Source organism: uncultured Sphingobacterium sp., from assembly GCF_964277905.1.
GTDB lineage: Bacteria > Bacteroidota > Bacteroidia > Sphingobacteriales > Sphingobacteriaceae > Sphingobacterium > Sphingobacterium siyangense.
Map to the genome: position 1 here is coordinate 118,835 of NZ_CAXYKD010000025.1, position 25,338 is coordinate 144,172.

At 39.2% G+C, this 25,338-nt stretch carries 17 protein-coding genes; 6 read left to right on the forward strand and 11 right to left on the reverse strand.

Annotated features, from left to right (window positions below; translation table 11 throughout):
* The first annotated feature begins 8 nt into the window (after positions 1-8).
* The 5 genes from ACHWSC_RS12115 (at position 9) to ACHWSC_RS12135 (ending at position 6,643) form a co-directional block, all read left to right on the forward strand.
* On the forward strand, positions 9-776 hold the full coding sequence (locus tag ACHWSC_RS12115; RefSeq protein ID WP_394676928.1) for a DUF4843 domain-containing protein: 768 nt from the start codon (positions 9-11) through the stop codon (positions 774-776).
* Between the two features lie 24 nt (positions 777-800).
* Positions 801-2,324: a PKD-like family lipoprotein gene (locus ACHWSC_RS12120; RefSeq protein ID WP_394676929.1), complete on the forward strand. Its 1,524-nt coding sequence runs from the start codon at positions 801-803 to the stop codon at positions 2,322-2,324.
* 197 nt (positions 2,325-2,521) lie between these two features.
* Positions 2,522-4,015 carry a retropepsin-like aspartic protease gene (locus ACHWSC_RS12125; protein ID WP_394676930.1) on the forward strand — a complete coding sequence of 498 codons (1,494 nt, stop codon included), beginning with the start codon at positions 2,522-2,524 and terminating at the stop codon, positions 4,013-4,015.
* Positions 4,016-4,060: 45 nt separating this feature from the next.
* Positions 4,061-5,287 (forward strand): thioredoxin family protein, encoded by a 1,227-nt coding sequence (locus ACHWSC_RS12130; RefSeq protein ID WP_394676931.1) that lies wholly within the window; start codon positions 4,061-4,063, stop codon positions 5,285-5,287.
* 12 nt (positions 5,288-5,299) lie between these two features.
* A complete protein-coding gene (locus ACHWSC_RS12135; RefSeq protein WP_394676932.1) occupies positions 5,300-6,643 on the forward strand; it encodes a TlpA family protein disulfide reductase in 1,344 nt (447 codons plus the stop codon).
* Positions 6,644-6,730: 87 nt separating this feature from the next.
* On the opposite strand, the gene ACHWSC_RS12140 is transcribed toward ACHWSC_RS12135, so the two are convergent.
* The 11 genes from ACHWSC_RS12140 to ACHWSC_RS12190 form a co-directional block, all read right to left on the reverse strand.
* Positions 6,731-7,585 (reverse strand): PIG-L deacetylase family protein, encoded by an 855-nt coding sequence (locus ACHWSC_RS12140; protein ID WP_394676933.1) that lies wholly within the window; start codon positions 7,583-7,585, stop codon positions 6,731-6,733.
* A 177-nt stretch (positions 7,586-7,762) separates the two neighbouring features.
* Positions 7,763-10,240 (reverse strand): phosphocholine-specific phospholipase C, encoded by a 2,478-nt coding sequence (locus tag ACHWSC_RS12145; protein WP_394676934.1) that lies wholly within the window; start codon positions 10,238-10,240, stop codon positions 7,763-7,765.
* A gap of 144 nt (positions 10,241-10,384) precedes the next feature.
* Positions 10,385-11,920 (reverse strand): SusD/RagB family nutrient-binding outer membrane lipoprotein, encoded by a 1,536-nt coding sequence (locus ACHWSC_RS12150; protein ID WP_394676935.1) that lies wholly within the window; start codon positions 11,918-11,920, stop codon positions 10,385-10,387.
* 110 nt (positions 11,921-12,030) lie between these two features.
* On the reverse strand, positions 12,031-15,399 hold the full coding sequence (locus ACHWSC_RS12155) for a SusC/RagA family TonB-linked outer membrane protein (RefSeq protein WP_394676936.1): 3,369 nt from the start codon (positions 15,397-15,399) through the stop codon (positions 12,031-12,033).
* A 3-nt stretch (positions 15,400-15,402) separates the two neighbouring features.
* Positions 15,403-16,359, reverse strand: coding sequence for a FecR family protein (locus ACHWSC_RS12160; RefSeq protein WP_394676937.1), 957 nt, complete (start codon positions 16,357-16,359; stop codon positions 15,403-15,405).
* A gap of 56 nt (positions 16,360-16,415) precedes the next feature.
* Positions 16,416-16,970, reverse strand: a complete 555-nt coding sequence (locus tag ACHWSC_RS12165) for an RNA polymerase sigma factor (protein ID WP_394676938.1) — start codon at positions 16,968-16,970, stop codon at positions 16,416-16,418.
* 301 nt (positions 16,971-17,271) lie between these two features.
* Positions 17,272-18,855, reverse strand: a complete 1,584-nt coding sequence (locus tag ACHWSC_RS12170; RefSeq protein ID WP_394676939.1) for a DUF3843 family protein — start codon at positions 18,853-18,855, stop codon at positions 17,272-17,274.
* Positions 18,856-19,126: 271 nt separating this feature from the next.
* Positions 19,127-19,927, reverse strand: a complete 801-nt coding sequence (locus ACHWSC_RS12175) for a tyrosine-protein phosphatase (RefSeq protein WP_394676940.1) — start codon at positions 19,925-19,927, stop codon at positions 19,127-19,129.
* 175 nt (positions 19,928-20,102) lie between these two features.
* Positions 20,103-22,076 (reverse strand): DUF4836 family protein, encoded by a 1,974-nt coding sequence (locus ACHWSC_RS12180; protein WP_394676941.1) that lies wholly within the window; start codon positions 22,074-22,076, stop codon positions 20,103-20,105.
* Between the two features lie 90 nt (positions 22,077-22,166).
* Positions 22,167-22,871 carry a hypothetical protein gene (locus ACHWSC_RS12185; RefSeq protein WP_394676942.1) on the reverse strand — a complete coding sequence of 235 codons (705 nt, stop codon included), beginning with the start codon at positions 22,869-22,871 and terminating at the stop codon, positions 22,167-22,169.
* Between the two features lie 159 nt (positions 22,872-23,030).
* Positions 23,031-24,161, reverse strand: a complete 1,131-nt coding sequence (locus ACHWSC_RS12190; protein ID WP_394676943.1) for a clostripain-related cysteine peptidase — start codon at positions 24,159-24,161, stop codon at positions 23,031-23,033.
* A gap of 156 nt (positions 24,162-24,317) precedes the next feature.
* On the opposite strand from ACHWSC_RS12190, the gene ACHWSC_RS12195 reads away from it, so the two are divergent.
* Positions 24,318-25,338, forward strand: a 1,021-nt coding sequence (locus tag ACHWSC_RS12195; RefSeq protein WP_394676944.1) for a fimbrillin family protein, incomplete at its 3' end; no start/stop codon positions are given.

Sequence of the window (25,338 nt, forward strand, 5' to 3'; positions counted from 1 at the left end):
TGCTACCCATGAAAAATATACACTATCTATTCCTAGCTTGCGCAACTATTACTTGCCTCTTTTCATGTGAAAAAGAGCTCCACAAATATGAAGGAAAACCTACCGTTTATTTTAATGAAACTGCACGGCCGCTCGCCTATTCTTCAGAGGTTCTTAAAGATTCTACAGTGATCTCTTTCAGCCTGACTAAAGGGACAACAGTCGATTCGCTTGTGCATATGGTCATTGCAACAATAGGAAATACCGTAGATAACGATCGACCATATAAAATAGTCCCAAATTCATCATCTACTGCCATCGAGGGTAAACACTACGAAATCATCAACAAAGATTTTTCGATCAATAAGAATCAACTTCGTGATACCATATGGCTCAGATTTATGAGAACTCCTGACATGAAAGATCAAAATTTTCTACTCAGCTTCGACTTAATTGAAAATGAAAATTTTTCGGTCGATATGCAGTATAAAATTACGAACCAGACTACAAGTCAAAGATTGAATTTTATTAATTATCGATGGTTTATCAATGATATAATAAAAAAGCCAACCCGCTGGCTGGACTTCTATCTCGGAACCTTTTCCCGTAAAAAACTCAACTTAATGGTTGAAGTCCTTAATGTCGACCCACAATATATGGATACCAATATCTCAATTGCTGAAACATTGGCTTATGGTAAATTTATGCAACGGTATCTAAATGAGCAGAAAGCGGCTGGCAACCTCATCTTAGACGAAGACGGCCAACCGATGAACATGGGAAGCGCCGCGCAATAGCCTACTAACTTAAAATGGAAAAAAATGAAAAGAAATATCTCATATTCAATTATTAGTCTCCTGATGACATGTATATTCTTAGGAAGCTGTAAAAAAGATCTTGGAAATTATAATTATTCTCAAATAAATGAATTGGATACGATTACAGAACTGCCCAATGAAGTAACAGCCCTTGTCGGTAAAGACCTTCTATTAACTCCCAAAATAAGATTTTCACAAGACAACAAATTTGTTGAAGATAATTATCAATATCAATGGACTTATATTGGTTCCAATGGTCTAGGAGGACAGGCGATATTCGCGTTAAGTGAAGAAAAAGATTTGAATATTAAAATGAATCTCGTTGCAGGAACCTATCAAGCCTATTTTTCTGTCACAGACAAACAGACCGGAATAAAATATACACGTCCGTTCAAACTTAAAGTGGTTAACGAAATCAATGAAGGTTGGATTATGATGAACGAGGCCAATGGGAATGCCAGAGTTGATATGCTCGTATTGAATGCCAACAATACTTTCGATCTGTACAATGACGTTTTAGCTTATACCGGATCTGAGCTAAAATTAACAGGCAAACCCATTATGACCTACACCTACTCGACAGGATTACTACTCGGCCCAGACAAGATCAGTTATGGGTTATATTTTGGAACGACCACCGGCACAACAAAGGTAGATCCCAATACCTTTAAATGGACAAATACCATGGGACTATCTTATGAAATGATTGGCACAATTCCAACAGGATTTTATGCCGACGTCATCCAACAAAGAAATGGTTCATCTTCCTATTTAATAGGTGGCGGAAACGCCTACTTTTATGATCGGGCCATGAATATATTCTACTCATCCCCTATTAATTACATCGCAGCTGAAGAAAAAAGTTTTGAGGTAGCTCCTTTCATAGGTGGACGACATACGGATGTTTCCAATCCAGTTACATTATATGATAAGACCAATCGAAGATTTGTGCGCCATGTATCTACTGCATCAACTTGTACTACACTTATCGACCCGGACAAGGATCTCAAGTTATTTAGTTTTAAAACAGGACTGGATATGGTATACATGCGTTGGATGGCCTACAATGGTGGTGAGATCTTCGCTATCCTAAAAGAACCCAATGGGTCAAAAAAACATCTTGCAAGGTTCAACGCTGTCAGCACGGCACAGACTTACTATAATGAAATTACCGGCACAGACATCGATAAAGCAGAATTCTTTGCATTCAATCCTGAATTTGGATACCTGTTTTACAGTGCTGGAGGTAAAATTTATGAATACGACATGACCTATAAAACTTCCAAACTAATGGTGGACCTAGGGGATAAAAAAGTCAGCTATTTGAATTTCTATGAATTCAAGAATACCACAAAATATACTAGTGGGAATAAACTCATGGTAGGCTTTTATAACCCTAGCAAAGCAGATGGTACCGAAGGGAGCTTAAACATTTATAACGTTCCAGGGCTAAATGCAAATATTGTGCTGGATAAATCATATACAGGTTTTGGCCGAATCAAAAGCTTAACTTATAGAGAACGCTAAAAGTCAAAATATATTTTTCTTCATACTATTCCCATCCTTAACTGATCTAGGGGATAGTATGAATTTCAACAAGCTTGAGTCCGAAATGGATTACGAGCTTGATCGATAAGTCAATAACCATTGTATTACACTAAACACATTAAATCATCCTTCAAGCCGATGGGCATAGGGGCATGATAGAGATTATAAGCGATTTTATGCAATATCTACAAATTAAAAGGTCATTTTTGCTTGGATTATATGCGTTGACAGGATTCTATTGTCACGCGCAATCCGGGACTTCCTTTACTAAAACCCTTTTCCAAACTTTCCAGCAGAAAGACACTGCTTTCATAGCTGGAGAATTGGCCTCCAACTTCTCTATCGCCGGACATACAGATGCTGGTGCCAAATTTCGCTTAAACCAGATTATAAAAAATTATCCGGTTTCAAGAATTGAAGTTATAACAGAAAAGAAAACAGCAAAGGGAACTACCTTGCAATTGAACATCACATCTGGGGCCGATAAACAGCATAATACAGAAGCGTTTCTCGATAAATCAGGCAAGTTAGTACGCCATTCCCTATTTGACCAACTCTATGGTATGCAACGTAAGGAAAAAGCACAATTACGTGCTATTATCCCCTTCGAAAACAAGAACGGCTCCATTTATCTCCAGGTCAAAATCAACGGATACGAAAAACCATTACGACTATTGTTTGATACTGGAGCAGACGGCATGGCTGTAAATCAACAATTAGCCGATGCTATTGGCCTAAAGGTCACAAGAGAGAATAATGCTTCTGTGGTTGGTGGCAATACCAAAATTCAAGTATCGGACAATAACAGCATTCTATTAGATACTTTAAAATTAAACGGACAGGGTATTGCGATATTCCCAGAAATGGGTAAAGAAGGTGATGGTATCATTGGTAATACATTGATTCGTCAATTTATTACCTACATCGATTACGACAAAAACTTAATTTCGCTGTATGATTTTGGAGATTTTCAATATAAAGACAAAGGAACTATCGTTCCGATTACACTGCCCGCGGGACTAATGATTCTTCCCGGCCAACTTGAAATCATACAAGGCAAAACGTATACAGGACATTTTGTATTCGATACCGGAGCATCCTATGACCTCATCTGTTTCCGTCCTTTTGTACGCCAAAATAAGTTACTTGTTAGTGGATTTAAACCCGAAGCTCAGGCAGCAACCGTAAGCATGGGCGTCTCTTCACCGACCTTCTCCGGTAACAGTTATCAATTTGCTATTTCACCACTACCGGCCGTAAAAGGTTTACCCATTACATTAATGGGAGGTAGTTCCGCAAACGAGCAATGGAAGCCAGGATTTGACGGATCCATAGGTGTCCGACTCCTCAGCAGATACAATATCACAATCAATTTAGCAGATAATGAGGTCCATTTTTCACCGAATAAGCTACATACCGCCCCGCAAGACTTTCTGGTAAAAAACTATCAATTTGGATGGGACAATGTTGGTCGACTGAAAGCTTTAGGAATAATAGGTGCTCTTGAAAATCCCGATGGTTTAAAAGCAGGGACCATAATTCAAAGGATCGACAATTACTCCGAAGATCAACTGAAGAAAAAACCGATGCTGATTGAAGAAATAAGACTAAAAGCAAAGGAACAGCCCATTGTCATTACAGTTGCAGACAATAAAACGATTACAATTTAACAACTGAGAGGCCCTAAATATACAATCGCTCAAAACACAGATTAGATGAAAAAAAATATCTTTTATATGGTCACAACCTGTTGTGGTCTGCTCTTGTCATGCCTGTTGCATGCGCAGGAAAAAATAGTTCAAGGAACTTATGCCGAATGTCAAGCGCTGGCAAAAAAAGAGAACAAACTTATCCTTATTGACCTTTACTTTGTCGGATGTATGCCCTGTGCGGAAATGGATAAACAAGTGTTCCCAGACCCTGCTGTGGTCAGTGAACTCAAAGCCAATTATATTCTCTACAAAACCGACGTGATGAAGGAGATGGACGGCAAAAGGCTGGCCCGAAAATACGGTGCCCCCGGTTTCCCAACTTATGTTATTGTAAATCCAGATGGAAAAACGCTATTGACCGAATCAGGGTTCTTTGGGGTAGACCGATTTGTCCCCTTGTTAAAAGAAGCCGTTCAACGCAGCAAATCCGAATTATTTCTAGCCTTTAATAATAGTCTGGACAATAACTATCCAGCGGCCTATAGTGAGCGGTTTATCAAGACCGGTGAGAAGCATGATTTTGCAGAATTAGAAGGCTATTTGGATCAACAAAAAGACCTTTTCAGCGAAACAGCATTTTTAGCCAATAGCGTTACCTCATTCCCGAAATACAACGATTGGGTTTACACACACCTACCTCAACTCATCAAGATGTACGGTAGTAATCTACTTCGGAATAAAATTTCAGCAATGGCATCAAAGAAAAGCAAACAATATGGTTCTGCGCAACAGCTGGACAGCTTAGAAAGTATGCTCACTTATATTCGTCCAACTTTTAATGACAAATTATGGGATACCTTTTTACCCGCGTTTATCTCCAATTATTACGCAAGCTCCAAAGATGCCGATACCTATTTGAAATTGATCACGCAATTCAATCTTTACACAACTTGGGATCTTAGAAGCAATGCATTAGGACAAGTCATCATAGACCAAGCAAAGGAGCCTAAAATACTAAATAAAATATTAGCCGAATACCAGCAACAGCAAAGTATAGGGCAACTAGATGTCATCGACAACTACCGCTTGACCTTACTTTATTACTATCTAAAAGACTTTAAAAACGCGAAAAAATCTGTGCAAACACTCTTAAACGCTGATCTGTCTAGCTCCAACCATTCCACACTAAAAAAAGAAATACTTGCCTTGAAAGATGCCATAGACAAAAAGAATCCAGATTTATTTCAAGCGAAAGATATCAAGAAAATTATTCCATTTACACTTAGTTAAACCAATTCAATCATGATCAGAAAAACCATTTTATTATTGACGACATTCGTTTCATCGATTGTTGTGTTAGCACAACAACCGAGCAATGTTACCGGAACAACAGATCCTATTAAAGTAAAACGTGTAGGCCTATTCAAAGTACTCAATGGACGGCTAAAAGAAATTGCAACAGCTATTCCGGATGCTGCTGGCCGATTTGGATTCCGTTTCACACCAGAGTATGAAGGCTTATATTCGATTGGTAGCGGAACCGCGCAAAATCAACAGGGATTGTTCCGCTTCTATTTCAAAGGCAGTGAGGAACTTAATCTAAAATTGACACCGAGTGAATATGAACTTATTGGCAAGAATAGTCCCGAAAATGAGGCGCTTTATCACTGGGACAAACTTTCAAAAAGTTTCCATGATAAAGGAACAACACCGGGAGGTATGAGTACCTATGTAGATTTCTTTCCTGAGGTGGAACAATTCAAAGGAAAACTCGATGGTATCAAAAAAGTCGTTAAAACCGGAAACACAAACTTCGATAAATTTTTCCCTGAAATAGTAGATTACGATTTTGCGTATTATGCCATCTCCTATTTATACATGCCCCGTACGGCACACCCGAGCAAAGAGGAAATGAGCGATTATTATACGCAATTTAATGCAGATCGCTTTCTCACAACTGAGCTTCTTAAATTTCCCTACGGAGATCGTTTCATGAGTAATATGGTGTACAGGAAGTTAGACTTGGCAACGAAACCGACATTTGATCAACAGGTTGCTGCGATAGGTCCCGATGTGCTTAAAGGACAATATGTGCTACAACGTCTCGAAGGAGCACGCTCTTACAGCGACTTTCAGGAAATGAATAATACCTATAGAAAATACTTTACTTTACCTGAGCAGATTGAACGTGCAAAGATTGTTGAAGCTAAGCTTGTAGAGACAAAAACTGGTGTACCTGCATTTCAGTTTAGCTATCCGAATATCAGCGGTCAAAAAGTTAGTCTTGCGGACCTAAAAGGTAAAGTTGTTTTAATCGATATGTGGGCAACCTGGTGTGGTCCCTGTCGTGCAGAAGAACCACATTGGGAAAAATTGAACGAGGAATTCAAAAACAAATCAGTTGCTTTTGTTGGAGTTTCCGTTGATCAAGATAAACCCAAATGGGAGGCTTATGTAAAGGAAAAAAACTTAAAAGGTATCCAATTACACGCAGGATCTGGAAATACCCTATCAGACGCCTATAAAGTCAACTCGATTCCACGTTATATCCTCATCGACAAATCTGGCAACCTGATCTCAGCCGACAGTCCGAGACCAAGCGACCCTAAATTGAAGGCACTACTCGAAGAATGGAGTAAAAAATAGGAAAATCCAGCCATACATTTACCTAAAGAAAGGCCATCCAAGGATGGCCTTTCTTAAAACAAAGCATCTTTCAAGTAGCAATAATCTTCATCTTTGAGACAGCATTGGAAAAAATAGAGGCATCTCCTTCTCCTCGAGTTGACGTCCAAATTCAGCAATTTCATAGGATTCAATATACTTTATCCCGGCACTATCCTTTCCATACCACTTGAGCAGCGCTGGTCGATTAATGTCGGTAACATTACTGAATGGATATGCATTGTCATAGATTATTTTCTTCTGTTTCTCAGGATCTGCCCTAACTTCATCCAAAATCCCCATACTATGGGGAATAACATCCGCAAGCTGAGATCGATGAGCCCCTAAAGCGGCTAGTTTAACCGGCCAAACAGGATCAATGGCAACAGCAAAATCAGGTATATATGAAAATTTGATGGTGTGGTAGTCACGAACATATACAAAGACAGGCTTTTTCTTCATCTGTAGGTTGGGTGCTGCATCACGAACAATATAACCGGCGGTCATATTATCTATATGCCCTCCTTCCGCAGGATAATATGTAAATACAACATCGGCCTGCCAATCTTGAATACGCTTAATAACCTTCTCCTGCGCCTCTTTTGTATTTTTCAGATATTTATCATGATAATCCAGTACTTCATAAGCATCTAATGCCAATATTCGTTTAGACTCCATAGCCTCCTGATAACGCATCTTAGTTAATTCAACTGGATTCATCGCATAATGGTCCGCATCTCCGTTTGTTAGCGACATAAATTTTACTTGATGCCCCATTTTTGTATACAAAGCAGCAATACCGCCCGTATATTTCTCGCCTTCATCGGGATGCGCAAAGATGATCATTATCTTTAAGTTCTTTTGAGCCACACTTAGTGTAGTCTGCAATAAGAACAATGCAGCGAATAAAAAAAGTCTAATCATGGTTAAAATTTCCGGTAAGTCAAAGTGTATGATGAATTTAACTAAATTCATCATAACAAACAAATGATTGACTTCCGATACCGGTACAAAAAAGATCCTAGTCCAACGAAGAACTAGGATCGCATAGTTAAAGAAGTACCGCCAACAGATACCATTTATCAATGAATCGTTAGCTTATTATCCCAACTGAGGGTCAGTTTTCGAATGATTACCCGTTTCCACACGCCCCGCAAACTGGCGTACAAATTTGGTTCCCTCCACGTGCAGCGTCACATCATACCAACCATGGGTTTTATGAGATTCCACAACCCACTTCGTAGATTTCCCTGCCGCAAGTACAATAGATTTTTTCCAGGTGCTGTAAGCATTATCTTCTACATGTACACGCATTGATTTTTCCCCGTGATTACGAACCTCCAAAATAAGATTACCCGTCAACAAACCTTTCTTCCCGATTTCATAGGTCGCTCGAACAGATAAGGGTTCCTCCCGTCCTTGAAATCCACGCATAAAACCATTAGGCCCGTACACAGTCAAATCGTAATGGTGATCTTTAAAGTCCGCCAAGTTCCAGTCAAAACTTAGTTCCTGACCTGCGATAACTGCAAACGGCCAAAATTTCACGCCTTCCTTATAACTCGGTCCACTATAGACATTAAAAGGACTACTGAGCGATTTACTACCAAATACCTTATTGCCAACTTCTAGTGTCAGATGAATCTGATTGTGTTCCTTAGCAAAAGAGTCTTTGACATAAAGCTCGTAAGCCAACGCGCTGGAGTTTTTCTGACCTTTCTCCTGTCTTGCCAGTAAAGTGGAATGACCTTTAGACCGCAATCCTGCGGCATCCTCTTTCGACCAAACATGAAAATTATTAGGTAGCGGTTTCGATTTCGCTTGATCAATCGCATAAATCTGCTGATTCCGATCAAGGAATGGTAAATCAACAACATTCGCTCCCTCAGCTTTCCGAAATACCGATGTCAAATCACCAGTAATGGCCCGGCGCCACGAGCTGATATTCTCCTCTTTCACTTGTTTGCCCAACTTTTTCTCAAAGAAATGCTCCATAAACTGAATCGTCGACGTGATATCGCAAATCTCCGAGTTGACCCAACCGCCTTTTGACCAAGGTGATGCAACAATCAGAGGTACACGGTAACCAAGCCCCACTGGGCCTTCCGTTGCATTATCTTTTTCTTCGCCGTCGGCAAGCTCCTGTGCTAAACTCACATATTCACCGCTATAATCCAATTCCGGCGAAGTCTTTCCTGAATGGCTATCTGCTGGGTTAGGCGCTACAAAAGGAGGGATATGATCAAAATAACCATCATTCTCATCATAGTTCAGAATAAAAATAGTCTTCTTCCAGATTTCAGGATTTTCTGTCAGAATATTCAAAAGTTCCGATACATACCAAGCTCCATACATGGGTGCACTCGGATGATCTGAGAAGCTTTGTGGCGCCACAAGCCACGACACAGCAGGCAACTTCCCAGATTTCACATCATGTCTAAATTGGTGTAAAACATCTCCCTTAGGAACTGTAATCTTTTCACCCTCATGCGTCACCACGCTTGTCTCACGATAGAAAGAATCACCTTCATTCGTTTGAAAAGCGCGTTCATGTAAAGCACGCTGTTCTTTAGGAAGCTGCTGAAAAGCACGATCCGTAAGACGTGCCAAATGTTTTTGGTAGCTATTCAGCTGCTCCTGCTTTTGCTTGAGTTTATTTTGCGTTTTCTGTACACTCTCAGTATTATTATTCGCCAATGCTTTTTCTAGTTCCTGAATTTCCGCGGGTAATTCTGTCACGCGTTTACGCATAAAATCAAGATGGCTTTTCTTGAATTCAATATGATATTGTGCAAACCATTCCAAATTGTTGTCCGTGAAATTGCCTAACAGATCCTCACCGTCTAAGCCACTTTCAATACTGACTTCATTTTGATAGACTTTCCAGGAGATTCCCGCTTCTTCCAGTCGCTCAGGAAAAGTTTTCCAATGTGCCCAACGATTAAAATAAATATCTGAATTCCGCACCAATGGCTTCGCCCCTTTATGTGGCACACAGGTTCCAGTCCAGAAGAAATGTCTATTGGTTGTTGTACCCGTAATAGATGAACAGAAGTGCTGGTCGCAGATGGTAAAGGCATCAGCCAATGCATAATAAAATGGAATATCCTCACGTGTATAATACCCCATGGTCAAAGGAATCTCTTTCAGGACCTTCCCGCCTGGACGCTTTGCTTCGATCCAATTATCATGTTTTCCCTGATTTCGGGCTGCCATCTGGTTTTCCCAGGAATGTGGTAAATTTCCGGTCCAGGCAGCATTTGAGTTTTTGATATCCAGTCGGAACGGTGAATAGGTCTTTCCACTGGCCGAAGACTGCAGCCATACCGGATTGCCATTAGGTAATTTAATCGCCCGTGGATCATTAAATCCCCGAACCCCACGAAGCGTTCCAAAACTATGATCAAAAGAACGATTCTCTTGCATTAATAAGACAATATGCTCGGCATCTAAAAAGGTACTTCCAGTTATCGGTTCAATCGCCAATGCGCGTTGTATCGCATCTGGCATGGCACTTTGCAAACCAAAAACTCCGGCTAACAATGAAGCCTTCTTGATAAAATCTCTTCTGCTATCCATAAATAAATTTGTTCTCTCTCTTATAATTTCAATGGTTACAACGAATATATCTATTCGCGGTCTTTTTTTATGTAACGTTTTTAACAAACAATCCCCGCAAACGATTGATCTCACTTGCGGGGACGATTATTTTTATTTAGCACGCTATTTCAAAACCCATATCAATTGATTCGGATCATCAATACCGTTAAATTGTCTTTGAACCGCCTCTTTGACATTTTCCGAATTGTAATTGTATTCTCTATCCTTATATTTCCAACGCACAGGAATCTTTGTCGGTGCTTCCGAATTCATACTTGAACTCGCATTAATCTTCCATGTTGGATATCCCGTACGACGGTAATCGTAATAAGGTGTATAACTCAACTGTAGGTAGCTTGCCAAATATTTTTGTACGATGATTTCAGCAATCTGCTTCTCACTATCTTGTGGAAATGCTTGTCCATATGCAGTTAATGCTGTGCTTATGTAGCTGGCATCCATCGGCATCTTATGCGTGAACTGATCCTGATTTGGCGTATTATCAGCGGTAAATTTCATTGATGCCTCAATCCCTTTTTTATACCATTCGATAGCAGGGGCGTCAATCCAACCGCGAGCACTTGCCTCAGCCAGTACAAAACATAACTGTGCATAAGAATATTGCTGTGTAGGCTCTCCTGTAACTAGTTCTGTAAAACGGTCGTTCAATTTCGAATAATCTGTCGTTTTCTTGATATCACCAATGTCACCAAAAGATAAAGAAACATCAACCCCCACATAAGCGTCAAAATCTGATTGCTGTTTTCCATTGGCTAATCGCAAGGCAGAAGGTGCAGCATAATAGAACAAACGTCTGTCTTTTCTGCTTTTTAAAGGATCGATAATTTCAGAAGATACAATCGGATAGATCACAAAGCTATTGCTCACCTTATAGAAAGGATAGGTTTGACCGCTTTTATCCGATCTCGTCAATTGAAAATTATCAGCATTGGACGTAAAAATAATTCCCGAATCAACAATTTTTTTGAAGCGTTCCTTGACCTTCAGATCCGTATCAGATGTTTTCTTACTCAACTGAATAAGCACATTTAACGCAAAGGTATTAACAAGCTTCCGCCACTGTTGCGTATTGCCTGCATACACGGGGTCACCAGTGAATTTATCGCCTGCCTGAAACAATTTATCCGCTTGTTCCAATTCGCTCAAAATACCTAAAAACACATCTTTTTGAGTGTCATATTTTGGAAAATACATTTTATCGGATTCGCCCCGTAATGCCTCCTGATAAGGAATATCCCCCAATTTCATTGTACCTTCAAAAAACCGCATCGCCCTTGCCAAGTGCATCACACCTCCATAGGATTTTGAGAGCCCTTCAGTTGTCGCGAAATCAACCATATACTGCGCATCGTTCAATCCCGTTAATGGAGACTCCTCTTCCCCAAAGTTATTGTACTGATAGCCTTCTGCAAGCTCAGTCCATGCAATCTCTTTTGTTAACATATAAGGTTGCATAAACGATTTTTGAGACGGCGGATTTGCCAATCCTAAAATGATGCGTTCAGAAATCATCGATGAATTCACCGCCTTAGGCATCTCGGGATCAGTATTTATTTCTTCAAATTTAGAACAGCTCGCGGTAGTAAATAGCAATACAGCAACCATTCCCCATGTATAATTATTAAATTTCTTTTTCATCAGAATATATTTTTTAGGCCACTGAAGCAATCATGATCAACAAAAGCAAAATGTGATTCGCCCTAGTCCTCTGTTTCCACATACATGATCATATCAGTGTGCGCAAAAGATTAAAAAGTCAGGTTCAAATTAAAACCAATATAACGCATTGACGGAGAACTTAAATCCTCTTGCCCGCGATCGGGATCCGAAAATCTATAGGTTTTCGTCCACAACAATAGATTCTGCCCTGTTACACCAACGCTGGCTTTCTTGGCTTTAAATTTTTGCACAACAGTAGTCGGAACAGAATAATTGATTGACAGCTCACGTAATTTTACAAAAGTTTCGTCCCAATAATTCTGTCTACCTGAATAGGCAGTCTTCCAATAGGATTCATACGAAACTACCTTATCATTCTTCTCAAATACCCGTGTATCTTCGGCAACGCGACCATAATTATCATATTTAACTGATCCCGATACCACTTTCACGCCTGGCGCTACGTAAGTTTTATTCCCATTCACAACTTCTTCATAACGATAGCTATTATCCGAATCAGGATGAGCGCCCGTTTGCCATAAACGTGCATTCATGTTCGAATAGGACATACCATTAATTCTACCATCCAAACTGAATGATAGGGAAAAATCTTTATAACTAAACTGATTTGTCAAACCCCAGAACCATTTCGGAGCCGAGTATCCGATCAATTGCGCTTTATAATTGGCCGATATAGGCATTCCAGCAGCATTCAATACTAACTGTCCATCTGGAGCACGCTCCCAATCTTTGGATGTGATGTAATCTGTTCGCAATCCTTTTTGAACATACAACGCATCACTGGAGTAACGAGGGTCCAAAGAATGGAAGTATTCTAGATTTTGAGATAGATTTAAACTCATATCCCATTTAAAGTGATTGCGTTTGATCGGGATACCACCAATAGTAATCTCGTGCCCTTTAGTCATACGCTCTTCGCCCGTATTGATCAATCGATATTTAAATCCCGTGAAAGAGGATATATTGTTATAGATGGCCTGATTGTGCAAAAGACGATAATAACGGGTATAATTTCCGTACAACCTATTTTTCAATACGGCAAAATCAAATCCCACATCAGTCAGATCACGTTGCGTAGGAGAAATTGAAAAGTCCTTGATATCATACTGATAATCAGAATTTGTTATCGCATAGGTTGCTGTTGGAGCTCCATCCCACACATTATTATTTACCCTAAACACCTGATTGATTTCGTATGGATCAGGTACTGTTTTCGTGACAGCCCATGAACCACGTACCTTCAACATATCCAACCATTGGGGTTTACTCGGCAATAAATCAGAAATAATAACACTTCCTGATACCGATGGGTAGAAATAAGCACGATGCTCTTTGGATAAAGTTGACGACCAATCATTACGTCCAGTCGCTTCAATAAAAATTGCATTCCTCCAAGATAGAGATAAGCGTCCGTAAAGAGCATTTCGCATTTCCCGTACCCTAGATTCAACAGAATTGACCGGGTCAATTGAATTGCGTAAAGAATAGTAACCTGGAATAGATAGTCCGTTCATTGTTTTGGAAATTAAACTATTATTCTGACGATAGAAAATAGCCGCCCCAAACAATCCATCCAAAGCAAAATCACCAAAAGATTTTTTTCCTGTAAAAATCAAATCGTTATTGGAACTAAACCCGTCATATTTGGCCTTCATATATTTTCCCTTGCTATCAAACCCGCCAAAATCCGTAAAACCACCACGTGTACCGTAAATCCCAATCGGGTTTTGTTGCGTTCTAGTTTCACTTAAATAATCGTATCCTGTCCTTAGCATAAATTTACCCCAATCTGCAACCTTATAGTTAAGCGTGATTGCCGCATTCAATTTATTGCTTAGACTAGGTGTGGTTTTTTCATAAGCTATCAAATAGGGATTATCATACCAGCCATTGTACATCCAGTTTTGTTTCTGGTCTTTAATCATCCAATAATCTTTATATTGCTGAAGATCGTATTCAGGCCCTGTCCATACTAAAATATTATAAATATAACCTTGATCATTATACCCCGCACCAAAGTTATTAGACGATGCATTCCGGTTATAAGCAAGTCGTGTTTCCAAATCGACCTTGCTACTGATCTTGGTCTGTCCAGAAACCGACAAATTCGTCATATTCAGCTTCTGATTAGGGTACTGTCCCTTATTATAAATATGATTAATGGATGTCCGTATGCTTCCATGTTCACCTTGATTAGTGAAACTTACCGTGTTATTCGATATAAAGCCAGGTTCAAGAAAATTTTGAAAATTATTTTTCCCCCGAGAAGTCAACGGTTGCATTTCCAATTGCTTGGTCAAAGGATTCCACTGCGAAGCCGTACGACCGATATCCAATTTATCTCCCCAGACGTAATCATTGTTATTGAACTTGCCAAATTCACCGGATGAATAAGAGCTTTGCACCTCAGGAAGCGCTAAATAGCCCGAAAAGAACATATTGTTACTATTGACCGTAATTTCAGTTCCCTTCTCTCCAAGTCCCTTTTTCGTGGTAACCATAATCGCTCCCCCAGCTCCCATACTACCATACAAAGCTGTGGCTGTTGCACCTTTTAGCACGGTCATATCCTCGATGTTATCTACCGGCACATCGCGCAAGGTCAAATTTTCATAAGCCACTCCATCAATCACTAAAATAGGTGTTAATCCCCTTACTTGAATTTGAGGTGTACTATTAAACTCGGTGCTGTTCAAAACACGTACTCCTGACATCCGTCCTGTTAAAGTCGTTCCAACATCTACCCCTTTCACACGCGTCAAATCTTCCCCTTTCACACTCTGCGTTGCATACCCTAAGGCTCTTTGCTCTCTTTTTATCCCCAAAGCTGTTACAACAACCTCATCCAATGAATGTGATGACTTTACCAATTTAATTGTTCCAGCCTGCGATCCCAAAATTTCAATACTTTCATACCCAATGAAGGAAATCTGAAGAATAGCATCTTCCGCAGTATTTGTCAATTTGAATAGACCGTTTCCATCAGTAGAAACAGCAGCAGCAGTCCCTTTAACACGTACGGTCACACCAGCGATAGGCTGCCCCGTTTCTTGATCTACAACCCGACCATTGATCTCTTTGGCTGTATTAGAAACCGGTTTTTCGTTTTTCATCCTTGTATCGCCGCCGGTTTTTCTCGAGATCACATAAAGCTTTTCATCAATTTTTTTGACCTCAAGATTTCCGTCCGAAATCGTCTGTATAAATTGAACAATTTGCTCCTTTTTCAATTTATCAAGGTCAGCGGATTCGTTGATCTTTTGGTTCGAGATCGAAGCGTCATAACCAAATTTAACGTTGAATTTCTGTTCCATTCGCGTGAGGATTTTCCCGATTCCTTCACTGCTAGAAAATTGTGAGGCCATGGTCTGAAGCGCGAGCGTTTGGAATAGCAAAGCTCCTCCCATGAGTTTTAAATAGTAATTGGTTCTTTTCATAAATTACTTTTTATGGATAATTGTTTGATTAAATGCAGTATTGAGCATCTTGAGCGACTTTTCCAAATCGCTAGCCGGTAGATAACCGGTATAACTTTCAGTCCGGAAGGAGTCTATCAATTCGAGATGACTATCCGGATAAAGATTATTTAGATCATCTACTATCTGCGTGAGTGGAACTTGATTAAATGACAAGAGATCACTCTTCCAGTTCGATGCAGTGCTCGTATCCGTTTTGGCCACATCAAATTGTCTTTGTCGCGCATCATAGGCGACTTTTTGGCCAGGGGTAACAAATGAATATTGCCCGCCGCGCGAAACGCGTACTTTACCATGATTCAACACCAGACTGCTACGCCCTTCAGAACAATTTAAATTAAATGCTGTGCCTAATACACGTACATCAAAGTCCCCAGAACTGGCAATTACAAAAGGTTGTTCAGCATTCTTAGCCACCTCAAAAAATGCTTCCCCCGAAAGCTTTATCCGACGTAAACTATCTGTATCAAAATCTGACAACAATTCAATATGCGCACCTTGCCGAAGAGAAACATGTGTACCATCGGGCAATACAAGTTGCTTAACAAATTTTGTCGGATTGGAATAATGAACAATTTCAGAAGCCCTAGTCACATGTTGGTCCTTAAATTTAAATTGAAATAGGTAAGCAAGACCGATCAACAGTAGGCAAGCGGCAGCGGAAATGACAGACCAACGTCTTTTCCAAATAGGTATTACGGGCGGCGTCAACGAGGTTCCGGTGATTGTAAAGAAAATATCTTCAGAAATTGTTTTGTTCAGTTCACAATCACGATCGTCTAGCGCAACCACCTCTTCCACATCTGGAAGCTCATCCCTCTCACAAGAAGTCAGCAAATCAAGAAATATAGTGTTTTCCTTGGGACTAAGTTCTCCCGCAAGGAATTTTTTATATAAAGCAGCTATTTTGGAATTCATCATCTATGCCAATCTTTAAATACATATACGTACCTAGATGACCAGAAGACGATGCGGCTCTAAAAAATATTTAAAAAAATCAATAGGGCTATTGAAATCTCAAAATGATCAAGAATATATTGGCGCACAAACTTATTTCCTTTAACCAGTTGGTCACGGACCGTATTCACAGAGATACCGAGCCTTTCAGCAATCTCATGATTATCCAAAAACTCTTCTTTACTCAAAAGAAAAATTTCAAGTCGCGATTTTGGGAGTTTTGAAATGGCCTCGCGATAAACTCGCTCCAAATCTTTAAACCGAATAGCTTCCTCATTTGAATTGTCTACCAATTTGGTTTGATCGATATCTGTAGCCTGAAATTGGAATCTGACCTTTTGTTTCCGAAGCTCATCAAATACAAGATTGCGGGCAATCGTATAGAGATAGCATTGTGGATTTTTATCGCCGTCCAATTCTGCCCATTTTTTCCAAATTCGGGAGAATGCTTCCTGGACCAAATCTGCGGCAGCTGGTTCTTCTTTCAGGTGTAAATAAGCATACTTATACACTTTGTCCTTATACAGCAAGAAGAAAGTTTTAAAATCCAAGGCATTATTATTTTCAATAGGCATGCTTCATCACTTATAATTGATCCTACAAGTTTAGTGAGAATTTTTTAAAATATGCCCATGAAATACGCAGGATATACGACCTAGAAACCCATGGCCAACAAGTGATAACGATTTAGTTATAATAAATTTATATTAAATTAACATCAATATCGTGAGATATTCGATTAGCAAAATAATGGCCAAAGCCCCCCAATCTTATACCGCAAAGAATATTTATCTTAAATCCATAAAAAAGTTCCAGTGCAAGTAGGCAATGGAACTTTTTTATGGATTTCTATACGTCTATAGTAGACTACATCAGTTATTTTAACAACGGAAATGGTCCCAAGAAGTAAGTCCCTCGTTTATAGAAACGGAGAAAGAAATCAAGTACCGCATCGTTCACAGGAAAGAAGAACTGTTTGTCAACCTCTGTCTTGAAGATATTGGCATAGTACTTAGGCAACTCGCTCGGAAAGAAATCCTCAACCAAAAGATTCAAGAAATATCGTGCATAAGGCACGTCATTTTGACTACCTTTCTCCACAAAGTCGTTATTCTTTAATGGAAAAAATTCCTCTATACCACCAAAAACTTCTAATCCTGTCTTCGGATTAAAGAATACCGTGACTTTAGCATCTTTTGTAAGATCCAAATTTGATTCCGGAAGAGGAGACTCCTCTTTGCTCGGATATTTTTGTTGATATTTTTTGAAGAAATCTGTTGCAAATTCCTTCACGTCCTTTCCTTCCATAAACGCAACTGCCGCCTTATGCTCTGACTGGAATAATTTACCCATATCTTTCAGTTGCTTTTCTGTTTTCTTCAAGCTCTTATCCTTGCCATTCAAGGCCTCAATGCGATAAGTCATCTCATATTGTTCCGGCAAATCAAAATTCACCTCATCGGTATTCACAACGGTCATAATTCCAGACAGATTCCAGGCATCGTTCCATGGCACAATTTCCATATAGAAAGATAAGGTTTCCGTAGGTTCAACAAATTGCTGTATAGAGTCCTTAAAGATTTTAAATGCAGTCTTTGTTCCGATATGCTTTACATGTACATAAAGCTCGTCCGTTTTTACATAGTCAAAAAAACTATTAATTCGATTACCTAATGTTTTGACAATACTATACAGCGTATGCTCTCTGCCGATCACCTCAGCAACAAATTCAGATGCCTTCAATGCAAACAAATGTAGTCTATAATTATTGAAATGATTATCTCGAACACGATAGACCATCTGTTGCAATTGATTCTGGTCGTGTTGATATCTTCCTATTTCCGCAACTTGCATCAAATGATTGAGATTGGTATTATATTCTCCCGCTGTCAGGTAATTTGTAGCGACAAGTTTCTCTATAAAATTACGAACTTCGAAATAGTTTGCTCCCTCATCCAAAACATATTCTAGTTTTAACTTTTCATTTTCGGGAGCAATTTCATAATGTTCTTCCAAGATCGAATAAGTCAAATCTGTAACCAACTGAATCAAACGGCCACGGGGATCAATAAACAAATGTGGGTTACGTTCACTGAAAAACAACCAGGTCAATACGGCAATATCTTCACTATTGATATCCTCCGCATAATAATCCGTTAAGTCATTATCCGTATAGAAAGGTAAAAGTTGATTGTACAGTTCTGTATGGATCGTTCTAAAAGCAGCAAAAATTCCTGTTTTTGCAATCACGTCTTCTAAGTAACAGGTCAGATAGATACTCAATGTCTTTAAAGCATCTGTATGTATAAGATCATTTGTCTCTTGCTCCTCAAACCATAATGTAGATAAACTATCATTGATTTCATTTGCAACACGTAAATAATAACTATCTATTTCATTTGTTTTTTGATAAGTATGGTGTGCAATCCAATCTTGAATAAAAATTCTGTTTCCTCTCATATGAAAAATGCTAAAACCAAAAGTAGCCAAATTTTCGAAATATCCATACGGACAAAACACAAACGCGGTCGAAAATAATCTACATGAGTTAAAGCAACCACAAACAGCAAATAACATCCAAGAATCCCTTGTAAAATTTTAAAATACGTCCTTACTGTAAAGTAGATTAACTGGACTAAAAACAGGCAGTATCTGCTAGGAACGATAAAATTGTCACAAAAAAAGAGATACCTAAAAAGGTATCTCTTTTTCCAATGACTATATTTTGATGCTAGCCAGTAGCAATTACATTCTTACTAGTTCCCAAATGGTCTTGCAAGGTCGGATTCAATATGGTACATGTTTTGAGTAAATCACGCACAGGATATTTAGCCACCACATCTTCTAAAGCGGCCAAATGGCGTTCATGATGTGCGTCTGACCCCACAAAATCATACATCCCAGATTTAATCATCGTCAAAGCTGCAGATTTTACTTCAACACCATAATATCTACTGATAGATAACAAGTTCAGCTGCAACATACAACCGGCGTCCTTAATCTGTTTATACATATTAAAGTTATAATGATAATAATTATAACGTTCCGGATGTGCCAAAATGGGTTGGTAGCCAAGATTTTGTATATCCAATATCGTTTGAAATAACGCTTTGGATTCTTGTAAATAGGACATTTCAATAAGTACATATCCACCGGGCATAACACAGAGTTCATTCGATCCGATGAGATTCACGATTCCGTCATCTATCATATGCTCAGCTGCTGCATGAATTTCCGGCATATTAGGCTGCCCAGCGATACCAGCTAGTAATTTGTCCTTCGCAGCTTCAATCGTACGAATCGAATTTGGATGTACACCATCCATAATATGCGGTGTACAGATAAATTTCTCGAAGCCCATTCGGCCAAGCCCTTTCAACAATACTAATGACTGTTCAATTGATTGACTTCCATCATCTATTCCAGGAAGGATATGGTTATGCATATCCACCTCCAAGAAGGCCAATTTACCGACAACCTTTACTTTTGATTCCTGAGTTTTGTTTCCAAACAGTTTTGAGAATATCCCCATACCGTAATGTATAAAATCGTTTTTTAGTCTATTTACTTAATTTATTAAACGTCAAAAGTACCATAAACAAGCCAAACGAGCTTAATATTATTTTAACATTATAAAAATATAACCATAATATTACAAAAGACACCCAAACAATAGTGTAATAAAATTGTTTTACAGCCTCCTTTAGTTACTTTTTATTTAATTCCACCAAAATTTGATCGAGTAAATAACTGATCGCACCATCACTGGTCTGCGGCAATCTTGTCGACATTTCAACCTCAGCACGGTTGCCAGCAACACCTTTGGAAGTAATTGCGGTACTGCCATATTGATTGAGTTGCTCCAGCGTTGCTTCCCATTGTTTACCTGGCGTAACCCCCATTTCCTTTAACATTGTCGGTAACTTTTGTAGGTCAATAGCTGCAGACATCTTGTTTTGCTTCATCAGTTTTACAAAGTCTTTATTTGCGGGAGCATTCATCTTATTCTGACGGATATCATTTAGGGACAATGAGTCATTACTGACCATTACCAAATCTTCTTTCAGGAGCACATACATTGGAAAATCCTTGGCTTTCTGTTTTGAAAACGCATAAATGCCGTCGTAGACCTGCCCAACTTGCTTTGAAACAGCCATGTCCAAGCCTTTTTTTATCAGACGTTGATCCTTTGATGTGAACATCCAAATAAATACTGGAAGTGTTTCTTCCTTCGTCTTTTTCACTTCGGTTGCATTGTAATCATCGTCGTAGGTGTAATCGATATAGTCTTTTTTGAACTTCCGAAGACCGTTCACGACAACCAAATGGTCTCCTGGCATCACCTGGGCAATGGCCTTTTCATCTAGTGCTATTTCGAGAGCCATCAGTCCCCATTCTACGACATCCTGTTGAGGCCCTAACAAACCGCTATAATATTTTGCCATATAGGCAGGCATTTCTCTCAGATAAGCCTCCGAATTAATATTCACATTAAAAAAACCTAAGGTTTTATCCGTTAAATATTTACTGAACTTCGCATTGGGTTTTCTCGCATACATTCTTTTGGACATCTCTGCCAAACTTTTATCTAAGCCTACAGACCCTTTTAACTTCAACACATTTCCCTCTTGCACTAAATCCAACAGACCATCTTGATAACCGGTCTTGAACTTATCCAGTTTGATCCCCATGTAATAATAAGGAAGAGAGGTAGTATAAGGCAATAGACCACGATATAGATCCTCTACATGAGGAACATACAATCGAATAAGTCCCAGATTTTTTAGAACTTTCTCCTGGTCTGCAACTGACAAAGGCTTATAACTCCCTGAAAGCAAACGGGCAGCCTCATTCAGCAACCATTTATCGCGCAAGCTGTTACGAATAGAATCGTTTTTCCGATTTTGATCTTCATACGCCGTATAAAGTGAATCATAATAACTGGGATCATGCATTTCAACGGCTTCCACCCCAGCAATATCAACAACCGGAGGATATACTTCCGTCGAAGCGACTATCGTATCGGGTTCAACGGCGATAGCAACTGGCGGGGCCACCGGAACAGCAAGCGGTTTTTCATCCTCATCCCAGACCTCGGCAACCGAATCCACAGCGGCTACAGTTGTATCTGCCCAAGCATCTTCGTCGTCGGCTGGACGTGCAACGTAATCCACCTTTTTGATTCCATAACGACTAGCGATCGAATCATTATCCAAAAAGGTAGTATTTGTCGTCGCCGAAATAAATCGAGCAACCCGATCGTTATACACCAACATACTGCCGGCTTTGAGACCTATGCTCGTATAACCATTGGCAAATGCCTTGGGTTCTCCAGCCTCATGAAGCAGTTTCTCAAATTGCCCCTTGTTGTTCAAGGAAAATATAAATTCCGTAAAACTGATACTATCGGTCTTTCTGGTATAAAAATAGGCCGTCTGGGATAAGTCTACTCCCAAATTTTTAATATCATTGCTCGCTGAGATTCCCGATTTCTCAAAAAAACCTGCTTTCTGAAGCAACTCGTTCAGCTTATTGGCATTAGCCTTCTGTACAATATCTTTTACGTTAAAGGCCGCAATCATTTCTGCGTCTTCAGGGATCTGTTTGATCAAGTCCTGCGCCTTTACACTTGTCCCAAAAGACAAACAGGCTAATCCTACCAGTATAATTTTTGATTTCATCTTATAAATAATTTTTTAGCTGCACCGGAGCCATTGCCCTTTTACCTATTATACGCTAGAAATATCTCCGGTTTCAGCAATGTTATTAGGTTATTTTGTTAATGTGATTTTATTTGCTAAGCTCGATTTACCATATACCAAATCCATAAAAGGTAGTTTTAACAATACGCCCTTTTTATTTCCTGCAACCTTTGCCTGACCGTTTGCCTGCGAGACTACTGGTCTTTCAAAACGTACGATCTGTGTATAGAATGCATCTGAAAACTGAGTCGTATTATCGCTCCCCAACTGATTAAATTTTGCTTTCCAGTCAGCAGAAGATACAAATTTGCGCTCAAACACATTGGTCTGTGCATTATAATAATATCGGTTTGAATTTGATATCTTCGTTTTAAATCGATTCGCCAATATATCTGAAAAAGCATTCAACGATTCAATCTGACTAAAATCACATGAAATGTTAACAATATAATTGGTAAAATCCGTTTTGTATTGCACATTGGAAATTCCTTTAGTCTGTTTCAGTAGTTGAACAGCAGAGCGGATCTCTTTCTCCATATCGGCCTGAGAAGGGATCTGGATTCCCTTTATACTTTTCATCTTCATTAAAGAAGACACTTTGGTTTTACTTTTACTTAAGTTTAATGTCGCTGCAATATGTCCCGAACCATCTGATTTTAAATCGATCTGCTCAACAAAATCAAAACAGCTCGTTGCTGTCAATACCATTAAAACAGCACAAATAATCACATAAAATTTATTCAATTTTCCTTTTACTTTAAATACTTCTTCCATTACAACCTTGCAACGATTAATAATTTGTCAAATCAATATATGTTTTGACATGAACAGCAAACATTGTGCTATTTTTTTCCTATTGACAAATTTATTAAAAACGAGAACGCACTTTACTACCTGATTTCAGGGAAAAATGAAGAAAATCATAGCTTGCTCTTACTCCTTCACAAAGGAATTAAAACCACTATCCTTAGCCCATTGAAGCATATTATAATAGGGATGTACCCACTTATTTAAATCATTGGGGACATAACAGGACAGCCCGGAAAATCGCAAAATGGGTTTACCTAGAAAAGTTGCCGTATTCGCCTTATAGATAACCAATTTCGACACTGAAGCCTCAATAGCGGTTGCCTCAGACGACAAAAAATGCTGATGAACAAAATCAAGAAAATCAAAACCGGCCGATAACGACTTTTCATCAAAATCCAGTCGCTGTAAGTTATCGCGATAGATCCTTGTGAGCGGGAATCTGGTCAGTGCGGCGTGAACGTTATTTGCAAGATCCGGCCAATATGCATTATTGACCACAGAAATAGTCGCAGATCGATAGAGTCCTGTCAACTGATTATAAAAATTAAAATATGTTGCCGCAGTAGATTTCAGTCCACGCTCAAGATCAGGGTCGACCAAGTTCTTTAAGACCAAATGATAAGGCATACTTGTTGATAAGACTTCCGCTGGAGAAGCTATTGTATACTTGGCCTTTTCCCGAAGTTCATATAACACTTCGACACTTGCCATCGAACAGGCGTCAAATAGGAGGAAATCAAGCCCAGAAGGAATAATTGACTGCAAATCCCGTAGCTCCGTTTTATTTCCCCGATCTTCATTAAACGACATTAACTTGACACCAACATTCGGTAACCAATTTGTTGCATGCGACCACAGAACCAACCCCGATGGACGATTCCCTACATACCCTTTCATGGTCTGTAGGATTTGTTTCATCACCGCTGGATTTGCTGAATCTTGATCTCCATAAGATTTGATGATCGTACTCCTTATTTCAGGACTTTGGTCAGCAACAATTTTATAAATTTTTGGTGTAGTACCAGCCAAAGTCGCATATACATAGATATCTGCATCCAGTCCAACCATGCCCTCTTCCATCGCATTGATGCTATTGTAGGCATCGGACACCAAGTTATTATTTGCCCCAATATAAACCAACACAACACGACTATCTTTCTCATTCACAGTATTTTCTTTGTCATTACAACTAGTTAACAACACACCAAATAGCAAGAAAAACACCGCAAATAATCTAAACACCTTAGAATTCATCAAAATACAATTAAAATCGCAACAAATATATCTAAAAATCAAATATATACGTAAACCAAACATTTAATTACACAAAAGAACACATAAGGTTCACATTAATTTAACTTAACTTAAGTATTTTTGCCTTTACTTTATTAACAAACACTAACTATCAGTATGATTAACAAGATCATAACTATTCGAAGACAGAATATGTTGCGAATAGCTTATTTTATGATTGCATTGCTTACATTTAATTCATGTCAGAAAACTGAATCTCGAATTGAGCAGGCTGCAGTACAATTTACCCCGACTATTGTCGGTCAAATCAACACAAAAGCTACCGGAACTTCCTGGGACCAGAATGACCAAATCGGTGTATTTATGTACAGATCAGGTCAACCTTTGGCATCAGCCGCTCTTATTGACCAGGTCAACAATCACTTGTTCACTTTTAAAGGTTCGCTCTTTCAAAGCAGTAGTTCAATCTTTTTACCCGCTGAAAAAGTAGACTTCATTGCATACTATCCGTACAAATCGTTAACAGGTTTTCAATATCCAATCGATTTAAGTGATCAGTCAAATCCAGTAGCTTTAGATCTGATGTACGCAAACAACGCCAAAAACATCGATAAAAGCAACAATACCATTCCGCTCACTTTCGTACGACAATTGAGCAAAATCAGCATTAATCTATCCATTACCAATACCGCTGCTTTGGAAGCAAACCAAATTACGGTAAAGATGCCGGCCATAAGCACACAAGGAGAATTTGACTTAACAACTGGAAAACTGACTGTTAACTCGACTGACAAAAAAGATATCCAGGGAAAAGTAACTGCAAACGCCAATAAAACTGCCCGTGTGGAATTTATGTTGCTTCCCGGTGAAGATATCACTGGAAAGGCGATCAAATTTGTAGCCTCCAATGGCGACAGCTATACATGGACCATTCCACAAGACCAGAACTTAAAAAAACTAACTGCCGGAAATCAATATAGTTTTGATATTAAAATTGATAATGGTAAGCCTAGTGGTGGAATCGGCGATACCCAAGCCTATCTGGAAATTCCCAAAATGAGCAAGCTAGGCAATGATGAAGTATTTATACAGCATTTCATGCCCGACGCGAGCGACAGCAGAAACTATGCGATGCTCTATGACAAAAAGTTAAAAATGGCATATTGGGTAGCTTACC

What these genes read in the sequence shown, in the direction of transcription:
- ACHWSC_RS12160 (WP_394676937.1), bottom strand. Translation starts at nt 16,359, where the DNA reads ATGATGAATTCCAAAATAGCTGCTTTATATAAAAAATTCCTTGCGGGA.
- ACHWSC_RS12155 (WP_394676936.1), bottom strand. Translation starts at nt 15,399, where the DNA reads ATGAAAAGAACCAATTACTATTTAAAACTCATGGGAGGAGCTTTGCTA.
- ACHWSC_RS12185 (WP_394676942.1), bottom strand. Translation starts at nt 22,871, where the DNA reads ATGGAAGAAGTATTTAAAGTAAAAGGAAAATTGAATAAATTTTATGTG.
- ACHWSC_RS12145 (WP_394676934.1), bottom strand. Translation starts at nt 10,240, where the DNA reads ATGGATAGCAGAAGAGATTTTATCAAGAAGGCTTCATTGTTAGCCGGA.
- ACHWSC_RS12120 (WP_394676929.1), top strand. Translation starts at nt 801, where the DNA reads ATGAAAAGAAATATCTCATATTCAATTATTAGTCTCCTGATGACATGT.
- ACHWSC_RS12190 (WP_394676943.1), bottom strand. Translation starts at nt 24,161, where the DNA reads ATGAATTCTAAGGTGTTTAGATTATTTGCGGTGTTTTTCTTGCTATTT.
- ACHWSC_RS12150 (WP_394676935.1), bottom strand. Translation starts at nt 11,920, where the DNA reads ATGAAAAAGAAATTTAATAATTATACATGGGGAATGGTTGCTGTATTG.
- ACHWSC_RS12170 (WP_394676939.1), bottom strand. Translation starts at nt 18,855, where the DNA reads ATGAGAGGAAACAGAATTTTTATTCAAGATTGGATTGCACACCATACT.
- ACHWSC_RS12135 (WP_394676932.1), top strand. Translation starts at nt 5,300, where the DNA reads ATGATCAGAAAAACCATTTTATTATTGACGACATTCGTTTCATCGATT.
- ACHWSC_RS12130 (WP_394676931.1), top strand. Translation starts at nt 4,061, where the DNA reads ATGAAAAAAAATATCTTTTATATGGTCACAACCTGTTGTGGTCTGCTC.
- ACHWSC_RS12125 (WP_394676930.1), top strand. Translation starts at nt 2,522, where the DNA reads ATGCAATATCTACAAATTAAAAGGTCATTTTTGCTTGGATTATATGCG.
- ACHWSC_RS12115 (WP_394676928.1), top strand. Translation starts at nt 9, where the DNA reads ATGAAAAATATACACTATCTATTCCTAGCTTGCGCAACTATTACTTGC.
- ACHWSC_RS12180 (WP_394676941.1), bottom strand. Translation starts at nt 22,076, where the DNA reads ATGAAATCAAAAATTATACTGGTAGGATTAGCCTGTTTGTCTTTTGGG.
- ACHWSC_RS12165 (WP_394676938.1), bottom strand. Translation starts at nt 16,970, where the DNA reads ATGCCTATTGAAAATAATAATGCCTTGGATTTTAAAACTTTCTTCTTG.
- ACHWSC_RS12175 (WP_394676940.1), bottom strand. Translation starts at nt 19,927, where the DNA reads ATGGGGATATTCTCAAAACTGTTTGGAAACAAAACTCAGGAATCAAAA.
- ACHWSC_RS12140 (WP_394676933.1), bottom strand. Translation starts at nt 7,585, where the DNA reads ATGATTAGACTTTTTTTATTCGCTGCATTGTTCTTATTGCAGACTACA.